The following is a 12,182-nucleotide window of genomic DNA, read 5'->3' as shown; positions in this document are numbered from 1 at the left end:
GTATCACGTACCTTCCTGGCCGACCCTGGCCCGCTGGGCGGCCGTCGGCGCGGGCATGGGCGCCGTGCGGCCGCCCGTCCATACCTGCTGAACCGGCTGAGCACGCCGGGCGGCCCGCTGCTGCGCCGCCTGCCGCTCGGCCGCCTTGCGTTCCTTGGGGGGCAGGCTGCGCATCCGGGCGCGGTAGACGTGGTCCGGCCCGTACAGGCGCGGCCGGGAGTCCAGCTTCACCGGCCGGCCGGCCGTGGACCGGGGCGCCTCGCCACCGAGTACGCCCTCGAAGACACCCATTCCGGGCATGTTCATGAATTCTTCGGTCCGGTCGCCCAGGCGGGCGCGCAGCGGCAGCCACTCACTGCGGTCCGCCGCGCGCCGTCCGCCGTTGATGACCGGGCGGTGCCCGACCGTGAGATAGCGGATCGCAAGGGCCCACTGGGTGAGGTTCCAGCGCCGCTCATTGCGCCGCGACCGCTGCGATCCGTAGAAGGTGACGAGGGCCGGCGGCGCGAAGTAGAGGGTGAAGAAGATCTGCGAGGGCCAGCCGAAGATCAGGAAGAGCCCGCCCATCCAGACCGCGTAGACAACCGCGCCCGTGACGAGGACCCGTCGTGACGGGCCCTCGCCGAGGTCCATGCCGAGCAGCTCATGCTGCCGTGTCTCCAGGTCGAAGTGGCGGGTGAAGGTATGTCCTACCCTCATGCGCCCGCCACTTTGGTCCAGATCGCGGTGAGCATGCCCTTGGCGCTGTCCGAGGAGTAGACGAAACCGGCGACGACGACGCCCGCTATGAAGTGGGCGAGCAGCTCACCCCACTCACGCTTCGCGTAGTGGCCGATCGCCCTGACCGCCAGCACGATCAGGAAGATGTTCCCGGCTACGGCAATCACCCAGGACTTGAGCTCATTACCATCGGACAGCGCGAATTCCATCGTTTTCCCTTTACTTGAGATAAGAGCGGACAGGCCCGGATTCCGGCACCGGTCAGGAGGACATTCCGCCGTGGATCTCGACGACCTGCCAACGTTCGGCCTTGGCCGAAGCGACCCGGGTCAGCTTGACCCGGTACGTCTGCTCGAGCTCGGCTCCGGAGATCAGCCAGGTGACGGTGGCGACGCCGGTCCGGTCGCTGCCGCTTCCCTCCTCGACCGACCAGTTGCGGAGTGAGCCGAGGGTCACTCCCGGCGGCAGGGCCGAGATGGAGGCACCGGGCGCGGCGACGGACTCGGCCTCACCCGAGGCGTACTTGCCGAAGAACTCCTCGACCACGCCACGGGTCTTGCCGCTGAACTCGTTGTCACCGGTCTTCCCGGCGAGCGCGGGTACGGACGGGGCGTTCTGCGGGACGCCCACCAAGCCGGGCTGGCCCGTGACGACGACGCGGCCGGACGTGTAGACGACGGGGATCTCCAGGCCGACCCACTTGGGCCCGGTGGCCGACTTGGGATCCTTGTCCTTGTCGTCCTTCTTCGCTTCGTCCTTCTTGTCCTTGGACTTGTCGTCCTTGGACTTGTCAGCCTGCTTGTCCTTGTCCCCCGACTTCTCACCGTCGGTGGAAGCAGGCCCCTTCACCAGGACATCGACCCGTACCCGGGCCCGTTTGTCCTTCTCCTCGGCGACCGGACCGGGCTGGGCAACGAGGACTTCCTGGTGCCCCTTGGTGTTCCAGCCCGCTGTGGCGTCCAGCCCCTTGGCCATGTCACGTGCCAGAGCATCGGTGCGTGCCTCGGGGGCGCCCTCGTCCCAGGTCAGGTAGGCCCGCGCGAAACGGGCGGCGACGGCCTGGGCCTCCTGCACGGGGTAGGTGGGCCCGTTGTTGACGTGAACCGGGTCGTCCTTGGGGGGCGCCGGAGCCCAGAACCAGGAGCGGATGCCCGTGATCGCGGCCAGCGCGACGACCGCCCACAGTGCTCCGCGGCCGACCTTGACCAGGAACTGGGTGCCGCTCTTCTCGTCCTCGATCTGCCAGGGGACGTCGCGGTCCCGCTTGTCCCGGGCATCGGGCGCGATCTGCTGCGCCTGAGGCGGCGCGGGTGTCTGCGCCTGGAGACGGGCGGCGGCGTCGGCCCACTGCTGGAGAGCGGCGGGCGGCGGGATCACCGGTCCGGACTTGGGATGCGGCTGAACCGCGGCCGCCGAGGACTGCTGTGCCGGTGCGTTGTCGGCGGGCGGGGTGGCCGCGCTCTTGTCGCTCCGCGGTTCCGGCAGATTCAGAATCCGCCGCATGACCGTCTTGAACGTGCTCAACCCTGGTGACCCTTCCCCCGTGCTAGGCCTGAGTGGCAGGACAGTACTTGGCCTATTTCTGATCGTCAAACAACTTCATTTGAGCGCAACTGTTCAGACCCGAACGGCTGCGGACCATTGACCAAGCCCCGAATTCACGACAATGCGGACGGTTCGGCGTGCCCGGGCAACACCTCCATGCCCCAGGTCACGACTGAACGACAGCACGGCCCCGGAACGCGGGCCGGACGACGCCGATTCGGCCTTCGACGGCCATTGGCCGGGCCCCGCGAAAGGAATATTTGTAGCCAACCTGTTGCGGAGATGCCCCGACCTCCGCGTTGAAGCCATCGAAATGGTCCGAGCCGCCGGCCCTACGGCCCTGTACCGATGTGCGCCGCCTGCCACACCTGCTCGATAGGCGGAGGGACTCACAACGCCGTAACGTCCCTCAGCCCGAAGAGCTCCTGGAGGAGCGAATCGGCCTCATGCGCGCTCAGCTCCAACAGATGCGGCCAGTCCGAGGTCCGACCCTCGTAGGTGTCGACGATCGCATCCGTGGGGCCCCAGACGTCGTTCGACCAGAAGGACTCGTCGAGAACGTGCTCCGGACTGCGCCGGCGCCGGACGACCGTGGTCGGCGACTCGCCCTCCCTCCAGTCCTCCTCGTCCACGTAAAGCGCCCAGTAACGCACCCAGACCTGCCGGTCGGCCTCCAATTCGGCGGCGCGCCGCTCCGATATCGGATGCAAGCTCTCCGCCTGAGGCAGGAACCACGTGTCTGCGGCCTCCACCGTGCGCCACGACCAATCGATCAGCGACAGGTACTCCCATTCCACCCGCAGCCGGCGCCAGAGCCCGGAAGGACGCTCCTTCGTGTACTCGGCGACCACGCACGGGACCACTTGCACGAAGTATTCGTACTGACCAGTCATCAATGTCTCTCTTCCGCGGAGGGTACGGAGAAATTGATCAACTCAGCGACGGACCACGGCCGCGCGACTGCCTCGGCAACGGGTCGAGGCTCGGGGCCTCGGCGTCCCGCTTGGCCGCTTCCGTGGCCGGCCTCGTGGTCAATTTATGTCGCAGGTCGGGAGTTTCGAACCGAGTGAGGCCATCGGTCTGAAGGGTGGCCTGCTCCTGCTCCGGCACCTTGGGCGCGGCCTTGGCGAGGTTCTCGGCCCGCAGCTTCGCTTCCGCCTGCCGGAGCAGCTCCACGTGCTCCGGGTCCACATCGGGATTGAGCTTGTCCCGGATCATCCGCTTACCGATCTTCTCCTGCCCCGGCGGCACCTTGACGTTCCGGTATCGCTCGTTCTGCAGAAGGTTCGCGGCATCCTTATAGGAGGCAGCCAGCGTCTCGTCGTCGTTGCTGAGCGCTTTGAGAGCCTTTCCACGGGAAAGCTCGTACAGCTCGTGGTTCTCCATCTTGGCCTTGAAGCTGTCCGGAGTGTGGAACTGGAGCTCGAACTTCTCCCCCGTCTCCCTGTGCTGCCAGGAGGTGTTGACCCCCTTGTACACCGGGTCTTCCCAGGTGTTCTTCTCCGACTTGGGTATCGGCTCGTAACCCGCTTTGTCTAGCCGCGCGTACGTGCGCTCCACGCCCGAGGTGTACGTGTCCGGCTCGAAAGTCAGGGTGTAGCGGTTGAGGTCCTTGACCTCACCGGCCGCTATCTCGGCGCTGTCGCCTGCGTCGATTGCGACGGCGGCCTTGCGTCGAAAGGAGTCCAGCCCCTTGAGGGAGTAGTCGAGACCCTCCAGCTTTCCACCGTGCGACTGCGCCGTTTCCTGCTGGATTCCCTTCATCATGTCGTCCATTCGGTCACGTGCCGCCGCGGCACGCTCCCACCGCTCGGTGATGACGCGGTTTTCCTCCGGGCTGAGGTCGTAGCCCTCGCCCTCCCAGCCCCCCGTACGTTCGCTCACAGCTCGGTGGCTCCCGTCACACCACGCAGCTCCTGGAGGAGCTGTTCGGCTTCATCCGGGGTGATTTCGACCAGGTGCGGCGGATTCGACGGGCGAGGATCGAAGAATTCGAAGATCGCCTCGGTCGGGCCCCAGGTGTCATTCCGCCGGAACACCTCGTCACGGACGTGTTCCGGGCTCCGTCGGCGCCTGACCACGGTCGTCGGCGGCTGGCCCTCGTCGTAGCGCTGCTCGCTCGTGTACCGCGCCCAGTACCGCACCCATCCCTGACGATCGGCCTCCAGCGCGGCCGCTCGCTCCGCCGACACCGGGATCAGGCCCTCCACCCGCGGCGGGAACTTGACGTTCGTGTCCTTGACGTCGTGCCACGTCCAGTCGATCAGCGACAGGTATTCCCACCGCTCCCCCGCACGCCGCCAAAGGCTCGACGGGCGCTCCGCCGTGTACAGGTCGTCCACCGACGGAACCGCTTCGACGAAGTATTCGTACTGCTCACTCATGGATGGTCCTCCCACAATTCTTGAGATGGCTCAGTTCAGCGCGGGGCCACGGCCCCGGGACTGCGCCGGCACGGGTTCGACGCCGAGGGCCTCAGGCTCTTTCGCGGGCTCCTGCCGGGCGGGCTGTGCGGCCAATCTGCCGCGAAGGTCGGGGCCTTCGGCCCGTGCGGGGGCGTCCAGCTGATTCGCCCGCTCCTGCGCCTGCGCCCGTTCACGCGCGGCGGCTTCCGCGGCGTGTTTGGCCTTGAGGTCGGCCTCCTGTCGGCGGACCTCCGCGACGATCTCAGGGTCCACGTTCGGGTTGAGCGTGACCCGGACCGTCGGATTGGCCATGCCCTCCACGTCACGGGGGATCCGGACGTTCTTGTACCGCTCGTTCTGGAGCAGGTCGGACGCTTCGAGATACGCCTCGCTCTGCCGCGGGTTCTCCTCGGAGTCGTACTTCTCGAAGGTTCCGGACCGGGCGAGCTCGTACAGTTCGTGATTGTCCGACTTGGCCTTGAAGCTCTCCGGCGTATGGAACTGGAGCTCGAACTTCTCCCCGGTCTCCCGGTGCTGCCACGACGTGTTGATGCCCTTGTAGACGGGGTCTTCCCACGTATTGGCTTCCCAGATCGGCTCGTACTTCTGCTCACGGAGCTGCGCGTAGGTCTGGTTCACCCCCTCCGCGTAGCTGTCGGCCTCGAAGGTCAGGGTGTAGCGATTGAGGTCGTCGACCTTCTCGCAGACCTGCTCCGCCTTCTTGCCACGGCCGACCGCGACCGCGACCTTGCGCCGGAAGGAGTCGATGCCCTTGAGGGAGTATTCGAGACCCTCCAGCTTTCCGCCGTGCGCGGCGGCCGTGCGCTGCTGGACATCGCCCATGACGCCGTCGAGCCGGCCACGCGCCTCTTTGGCCGCCTCCCACTGGGACTGGACCAGACGGTTCTCGGCGGCGGACAGCCTCAGGTGTTCCTCGGACTTGGCGGCGTCGCCCTGCCAGCCACCGGGTTCCACGTCGCTCACAGGTCGGTGGCCCCCGTCACGCCACGGAGTTCCTGAAGAAGTCGCTCGGCCTCGTCGACGCCGATCTCGATCAAATGCGGCGCATTCGACCCGCGGGGGTGGAAGTACTCGTAGATCGCGCTGTCGGGCTGCCATTCGTCGGACCGCATGAACGTCTCGTCGTAGACGCGCTCCGGACTCTGTCGGCGCCGGACCACGGTCGTGGGTCCTTCGCCGTCGCGCCAGTCGCGCTCGTCGAAGTAGTACGCCCAGTACCGCACCCAGCCCTGCCGGTCCGCCTCCAGTTCGGCGGCCTTCTCGGGCGTCACCGGATACAGGTCTTCCTGCGTCGGCGGGTGCTTGACACCGGTGCCCTTGACGTCGTGCCACGCCCAGTCGAGCAGCGAGAGGTACTCCCACTCCTCGCCCAGCCGGCGCCAGAGGCTGGACGGCCGCTCCTCGGTATAAGGCGGAGCAGCCTTCACGAAGTACTCGTACCCGTCACTCATCGCTTGCTCTCCCTCTCCGGTGCCCGGCCGTACCGCTCGCTCTGTACGACCTTTGCCGCCTCTTCGAATCGACGCGCGGTTTTCTTGTCGCCGTCGAGCGAGCGGCGGAGGTGCGCCGAGCGGTACAGATCGTAAAGCAGGTGGTTTTCCGTCTTGGCCGAATAACTGGCGGGCGTGTGGAACTGGATCTCGAACTTCTGGGTGCCGTCGGACCGTTGCCATGTCGCGTGGAAGCCCTTGTAGACGGGGTCCTCCCAGCTGTTGCGCTCGAAGCCCGGGACAATCACGAAGCCCTGCTCGTGCAGCAGCGCGTACGTGCGCCGCACGCCCTCCGTGTAGTGCTCGGGGTCGAAGGTCAGCGTGTAGCGATTGAGGTCGTTGACCTTCTGTACGACCTTTTCCACGGGGACGCCCTCGTCCAGTTCCGCCGCGGCCTTGCGGCGGAAGGCGAGCAGGCCCTTGATGCGGTGCTGCTTTCCTTCGAGTTTGGCGCCGTTGGCCGCGGCCAATTCGCGGTAGAGGCCGTCCATGACCTCGTCGAGTTGCTTGTGCGCCGCCCGGGCCTGTTCCCAGCGGGCGGTGACGATGCGGTTCTCCTGCCCGGTCAGGGAGAGGTGGGGCTCGGCGTCGTCCTGCCACGCCTTCGTATCGGTGATGCTCACAGCTCGGTGGCTCCCGTCACTCCACGGAGGCTGTGCAGAAGCCGCTCCGCCTCTTGGACATCGATCTCGACCAGGTGCGGGGGGTTGGAGGGCCGGGCGTCGAAGAATTCGTAGACGGAGGCGGTCGGGCCCCAGGTGTTGTCCCGCTTGAACGCCTCGTCGTAGATGCGTTCACGACTCTTTCGGCGCCGGACGACCGTCGTGGGGCCCTCGCCCGCACGCCAGTCCTCCTCGTCCGCGTAGCGCGCCCAGTACGTCACCCAGCCCTGCCGGTCGGCGGCGAGTTCGCCGGCGCGGTCGGCCGTGATCGGGTGCAGGAGATCAGGCGTCGGGGATTCCTCGGAAGCGTGCCATTCCCAGTCCAGGATCGACAGGAATTCCCATTCCTGCCCTTCGCGCCGCCACAGCCCGTCCGGCCGGTCGGCCGCGTCGCCCGACGGCGCCTCCGCGAAGAACGCGTACCGGTCGTTCTCCTCCCGCAGCCGCTCCGCCGCCGCCTCCGCGATGCGGGATTCCAGCGCGTCCGTGTCCGTCGGCCGGCCCGGGCGGTCCTTGGAGTGGTCGTCCTCGCACTCGCTGAACATGTAGTGCTGACGGATGCGCTCGATCGTCGGCCACAGCCACATCTGGTGCCAGTACGCCAGGTCGCTGCCCTCGCGCGCCGGGTCCGCGTCCGCTTCCGTGGCCGCGCGCCAGGCCGCGTGCAGGGCCGCGAGCTCCTCGGTCACACCGCCGTGCAGCGGCCAGCACGGCCAGATGCGCAGGTGCAGCTGCGGGGCGTAGTGCCTGCCGAGCCAGTCGACCCAGTCGGCGAGGTTCCGCCAGTCCTCCTCCGTGGCGCGCGCCGACCACGGCCGGTGGCCGTCGCCGGCCGCCTGGCCGGCGCCGGGGGCCGTCGCCGCCTCCACCGCGTGCAGCCGGTCGATGACCTCCGCCACGACCTCCGTGACCTCGGTCTGGTTCGCCTTGATGCTCGACGCGAAGTCCTTGACCGACGCTTCGAACTGGGTGCGCCACGTCCGGAGGGACTCGACCTCCTCCCGGAGGGCCTTCAGCTCGTCCCGCAGTTGTTCTTCCACGCTTCCCTACCGTCCTTCTACGCGCCCGTGATCTCCACCGGCGGCGGCCCGATCCGTGCCGCCCGCGTCGCGTGCTCGCCCGCGCGCAGCGCCTGCCCGTCGCGCCGCTGGTCCCACGGGAGCAGCTCGGCGATGACGCCCGGCGCACCGCGGAAGAGGAGGAGCGCCTGGCCGTGCGGCAGCTGGCGGATCTCCTCGGGGCGCAGGATGCGGCGTTCGCGCTCGACCTCGGAGGTGCCGTGGCCGAAGAGGCGCTGGCTGTCGCGCGAGGTGGAGATCTCCACGATCTCGGCCTCGCCGACGAGCTCGGAGAAGCGGCGCAGCGCCTCGACGTCCTTCAGGCCGCCCATGACGAGCGTCGCCGCCGCGTTGTCGAGCAGCGTGTCGGCCTCGTGCTGGCCCCACCGGAGCACGGCCTGGGCCAGGGACTGGAGCGCGTAGACCATGTGGATGCCGTAGCCGCGGGCGTCGGAGGCGAGCGACGGCAGCTTCGGCAGCGGTGCGACGTTCGCGACCTCGTCCAGGACGAGGCGCAGGAAGGGGTCCAGCCGGCCCGACGGCAGTCGGGGCGCCCGGCGCTTCGCCGCGTCGACGACCTCGCCCAGCAGCATCGTCGTCAACGGCGAGACGTTCGTCGACGCGTTGGAGTCGCTGATGAGGACCAGGGTGTCGCGGGAGGCGACGAACACGTCCGGGTCGAAGGTCGGCACGCCCGGCTGCGGGGTGACGCAGCGCAGCACCTTGCGCAGGGCGAGGGGTTCGATCTGGGCGGCGAGGGTCTGCCGGGTCGAGGCGACGGTCTCGTCGGCGCCCGTCGACACGGACCGGAGCAGGACGTCCCAGCCGGGTTCGGCGTTGGGGTGGTCGGTGAGGATGGCGCGCGGTTCGCTGGCCTTCTCCAGGTTGGTGGCCCAGCGCATGACGTGCTCGATGGTCTTGCCTTCGAGGGCCGCCGCGTGGAGCAGCCGGGTCAGCGCGGACGACGCGGTCTGCTGGAAGAAGCTGCCGTTGGAGGACGAACTGTCGTCGGCGCCCATGCCGACGGAGAACGACAGGGCGCGCGACGTCGCGGTCTCGCCCTCCTGGCAGCCGGCGACCGGGTCCCACACCATCTTGTGCGGCCAGCCCACGGTGTCGAGCGGGTCGAAGACCCATACCCGGCCCAGCCGGGAGCGCGGTTCGGCGATGACGTCGAGGACGTCGGCGCGGGTGGAGGTGACGACGAGCGGGCCGGGCGCGTCCAGGCAGGCGGGGATGACGACGTTGCGGGACTTGCCGCCGCCGGACGGGGCGATGACCGCGACCGAGTCCTCCGGCGTGGCCACCAGCGGCTGTCCGCTGCCGAGCTGCCGGCCCAGCAGCCAGCCGACCTCGCGCAGTTCCGCGCGGGCGGCGGCCTTGGCGTCGTAGCGGCCGTCGGCGTCGGTGAACGACGTGGCGCGCGTCATCTTGGCGGCCGCGCGGGCGCGCTTCTCGCCGAGCATGTGGCGGGCCTCGGTCGCGGAGGCCAGGCCCTCGCCGCCCGCGCCGCGGGTGCGGCGGTGCCGGGCCCGTACGCCCAGCACGACGGCCGCGATCGGGCCGAGGAGGATGGCGAGCCAGACCGTGACGGTGACGGAGGCGGACGCCGGCTCGATGCCGTCGTCGAGACCGGCCAGGGGCTTGTGCTTCGCGAGGGCGGCACCCGTGGCCAGGACGTTCGACAAGGCCATGTGGTCGGCCGTGGCCCACACCGCCAGGTGCCAACTGGCGGCGACGGCGATGAGTACCGCCGCGCCCTTGGCGAGGGCGATCTCGCCCTTGGGTCCGCCGCTCTCGTGCTTGCGTCCCACTTCGCGCGCGCCTGCCACGCCGTGGACCCCCGTCCCTTGCTTGATGTGATCTCTTCAGATCGCTGCGACGGTAACACCTCTGTACGACAAGACATGAGTTCGAGGCTTGGGGCGGGGGACTATGCGGCGAAGGTGTTACGTGGGGACGGCCCGGACGGCGGTACGACCGTCCCGACAGCGGTGCGGCGGGTTACGCGGCAGCGGGCCCCGCGGCGGCGTGACGGGTCACGCGGCGGCGCGGGCCGCGCGCCAGACGGGGCTGTCGACGTAGTGGTTGTCGAAGCGCTCCGAGGACTCCTTGATCTCCTCCACGGTCGCCTCGCCGCGGTTGACCCGGTCCAGCAGGCGGTAGTAGTCGAAGCGGCCCATACCGGGCGTGAAGACGACCAGGGCGTCGGCGGAGTGGCCGGCGGCGGGGGCGAAGGCGTGCGGCATGCGCGGGGGAACGGCCAGGAAGTCGTTCTTCTCCAGGGTGAGGACCTTGTCGTTCACGAGGACCTCCAGCACACCGTCGAGGACGAAGAAGAACTCGGTCGCCCGGGTGTGGAAGTGCGCCGGGGCGCCCGCCGTGCCCTCGGCCATCGTGGCGCGGTTGGTGGTGAGGGCGCCGCCGGTGCGGTCGGAGTCGGCGAGGAGCGTGATGAGGCTGCCGGGGGCGTCGCTGAGGACGGTCGCCTCGGCGGAACGGACGAGGACGGCGTCGTGGTCGTACGCGGTGGTGTTGGTGTTGTCCGTGGTGTTCATGGGGCACTCCGTCCGTTCATGGACCTGGCGGGCCGTGTCGGCCCTTGATCCGTCGCCATAAATCTACGGTGTGCGATGACCCCCCGTCAGGGGTCATTCCCGGTGCGAAATCATGGGTCAATTCTCTTACGCCGCCGACCCGGAGACGGGCGAAGCCGCCCCCGGCGATGCCGGGGGCGGCTTCGGTACGTACCGCGCGGATCAGTGGCCGCGGTGGCCGTCGTGATGCCCGCCGTCGTGATGCCCGCCGTCGTGGTGGCCGCCTTCGTGGTGGCCGCGGTGGCCGCCGTCGTGGTGGCGGGGGCCGTCGTCGTGGCGGCCGCGGTGGCGTCCGTGGTGGTGGTGCGTGCTGTTCCCGGAGCCGTTCTCCGAGAGGATCGGGATCCGGTCGAGGATGTGCGACAGCGGGTCGTCGCCGTCCTGGATCGTGGAGTTCTCGGTGCAGGACTGCTGCTGCTGCGAGGACAGGATCGGGATGTCCTGGAGACCGATGTTCAGCAGGCCGATGAGCGACTGGGCGCCCAGCTTGCCGATGCCGATGCACGGCTTGTTCAACGAGCCGTTGATCAGGCCCATTTGGGGGCTCATATAGCCGCCGGTCCAGGTGTTGCCGTACGACTGGCTGGAGCCGTTCCCATTGGCCACGCCCTGCCCGTCGCCGACCGCCATGGCCGGGGTCGAGACGCCGGCCGCGGAAGCCACGAGTGCCGTGGTGGCCACTACTTTCTTGATCACGCTATTCCTTCGCTCTGGTCGACGAAATACGGGGCGCCATGGATAACTCACAAGTGGTGCGAAGGTTATCGGCCTTCACTCCTTCAGCCCACCATCGCGGCCCGATCAGAATAAATATGGGGATTGCGGTCGGCAGACGAAAATCCGCCGCCTGGAAGCGGACGAAAATCCGCCGACAGGAAACGGAAGGCCCCGGCCGCGGGACCCGCACACCCGCGGCCGGGGGCCTACCGGACCTCCGACGTTCGCCGTCAGCCCCTGTTGCCGGAGCCGTTGGCCGACAGGATCGGGATCTCGGACAGGATGTGCGACAGGGGGTCGTCGCCGTCCTGGATCGTCGAGTTGTCGACGCACTGCTGCTGCTGCTGCGACGTGAGGATCGGCACGTCCTGGACGCCGATGTTGATCAGGCCGATGAGGGACTGGATACCGAGCTTGCCGATGCCCAGGCACGGCTTGTTCAGCGTGCCCTGGACCAGGCTCATCTGCGGGCTTTCCTTGCCCCCGGTCTTGGTGTTGCCGTAACCGGTCTTGGCGGCGTTGCCGTTGGCGACGGCTTCCTCGTCGCCGATGGCCAGGGCGGGGCCGGCGAGAGTGCCGACCGCGGAAGCCGTCAGGGCGGCCGTGGCGATTGCCTTCTTGAGCACGTCTATGCCTTTCGATCGTGTAGCGCCCCCACTGGGAGGAAAGCGTTCTGAACAACTCCGGGCCCATAAAGAGGTTCCGGACTTTCACTCATTCGAGCCATTGCGGTGCGCTGCGCGAAGGAACTCGACGGAACACGTACGACTGGCACATTTATTACCGGCCGCATCCGAAAGAAATACGAACCGAAGAAATCCGGGAGGCGTTGACGCGCCCATGGCGGCACTCACCCGCCCACCGCGGCGGCCGGAACCCCCGAGGCGGCCCCGGCGAGGCGGGCATCCGAGCTCCGGTCACTCGGGTCACGCCCGCCCCGCCCACGACAATGTACGTATTGCGTGCC

13 protein-coding genes and 1 pseudogene are annotated in these 12,182 nt (G+C 68.5%); all 14 read right to left on the bottom strand.

Annotated features, from left to right (window positions below; genetic code table 11):
• Positions 1-3: 3 nt before the first annotated feature.
• Positions 4-699: a hypothetical protein gene (locus ACZ303_RS02835; protein WP_467334367.1), complete on the bottom strand. Its 696-nt coding sequence runs from the start codon at positions 697-699 to the stop codon at positions 4-6.
• The gene (locus ACZ303_RS02830) at positions 696-929 is read right to left on the bottom strand and encodes a hypothetical protein (RefSeq protein WP_215081347.1); all 234 of its coding nucleotides are present in this window, start codon (positions 927-929) and stop codon (positions 696-698) included. Before ACZ303_RS02830 ends, ACZ303_RS02835 begins: the two co-directional genes overlap by 4 nt.
• 52 nt (positions 930-981) lie before the next feature.
• Positions 982-2,244 carry a conjugal transfer protein gene (locus ACZ303_RS02825; protein WP_467334362.1) on the bottom strand — a complete coding sequence of 421 codons (1,263 nt, stop codon included), beginning with the start codon at positions 2,242-2,244 and terminating at the stop codon, positions 982-984.
• Positions 2,245-2,654: 410 nt separating this feature from the next.
• Positions 2,655-3,158 (bottom strand): hypothetical protein, encoded by a 504-nt coding sequence (locus tag ACZ303_RS02820; RefSeq protein WP_467334360.1) that lies wholly within the window; start codon positions 3,156-3,158, stop codon positions 2,655-2,657.
• 37 nt (positions 3,159-3,195) lie between these two features.
• Positions 3,196-4,149, bottom strand: a complete 954-nt coding sequence (locus tag ACZ303_RS02815; RefSeq protein ID WP_467334359.1) for a hypothetical protein — start codon at positions 4,147-4,149, stop codon at positions 3,196-3,198.
• A complete protein-coding gene (locus tag ACZ303_RS02810; protein ID WP_467334357.1) occupies positions 4,146-4,649 on the bottom strand; it encodes a hypothetical protein in 504 nt (167 codons plus the stop codon). Before ACZ303_RS02810 ends, ACZ303_RS02815 begins: the two co-directional genes overlap by 4 nt.
• A 30-nt stretch (positions 4,650-4,679) precedes the next feature.
• Entirely contained in the window at positions 4,680-5,654 is a 975-nt protein-coding gene (locus ACZ303_RS02805) for a hypothetical protein (protein ID WP_467334355.1), read from the bottom strand.
• Complete coding sequence (locus tag ACZ303_RS02800; protein WP_467334353.1) at positions 5,651-6,142, bottom strand: hypothetical protein; 492 nt, start codon at positions 6,140-6,142, stop codon at positions 5,651-5,653. The genes ACZ303_RS02805 and ACZ303_RS02800 overlap by 4 nt, the downstream gene beginning before the upstream one ends.
• Positions 6,139-6,804, bottom strand: coding sequence for a hypothetical protein (locus ACZ303_RS02795; RefSeq protein ID WP_467334351.1), 666 nt, complete (start codon positions 6,802-6,804; stop codon positions 6,139-6,141). Before ACZ303_RS02795 ends, ACZ303_RS02800 begins: the two co-directional genes overlap by 4 nt.
• Positions 6,801-7,883 (bottom strand): hypothetical protein, encoded by a 1,083-nt coding sequence (locus tag ACZ303_RS02790; protein WP_467334349.1) that lies wholly within the window; start codon positions 7,881-7,883, stop codon positions 6,801-6,803. The genes ACZ303_RS02795 and ACZ303_RS02790 overlap by 4 nt, the downstream gene beginning before the upstream one ends.
• A 17-nt stretch (positions 7,884-7,900) precedes the next feature.
• The gene (locus ACZ303_RS02785; protein WP_467334348.1) at positions 7,901-9,715 is read right to left on the bottom strand and encodes a type IV secretory system conjugative DNA transfer family protein; all 1,815 of its coding nucleotides are present in this window, start codon (positions 9,713-9,715) and stop codon (positions 7,901-7,903) included.
• Between the two features lie 225 nt (positions 9,716-9,940).
• The gene (locus ACZ303_RS02780; RefSeq protein ID WP_467334346.1) at positions 9,941-10,459 is read right to left on the bottom strand and encodes a cupin domain-containing protein; all 519 of its coding nucleotides are present in this window, start codon (positions 10,457-10,459) and stop codon (positions 9,941-9,943) included.
• Positions 10,460-10,807: 348 nt separating this feature from the next.
• Positions 10,808-11,194, bottom strand: a pseudogene (locus ACZ303_RS02775) (rodlin); the annotation flags it as partial.
• A gap of 251 nt (positions 11,195-11,445) precedes the next feature.
• A complete protein-coding gene (locus ACZ303_RS02770; RefSeq protein ID WP_467334344.1) occupies positions 11,446-11,841 on the bottom strand; it encodes a rodlin in 396 nt (131 codons plus the stop codon).
• Positions 11,842-12,182: the final 341 nt, after the last annotated feature.

The sequence above is a fragment of the Streptomyces sp. NPDC023527 genome (assembly GCF_055560115.1).
The sequence above is the reverse complement of the archived record's forward strand: the minus strand, read 5'-3'. Positions and strand labels throughout refer to the sequence as shown.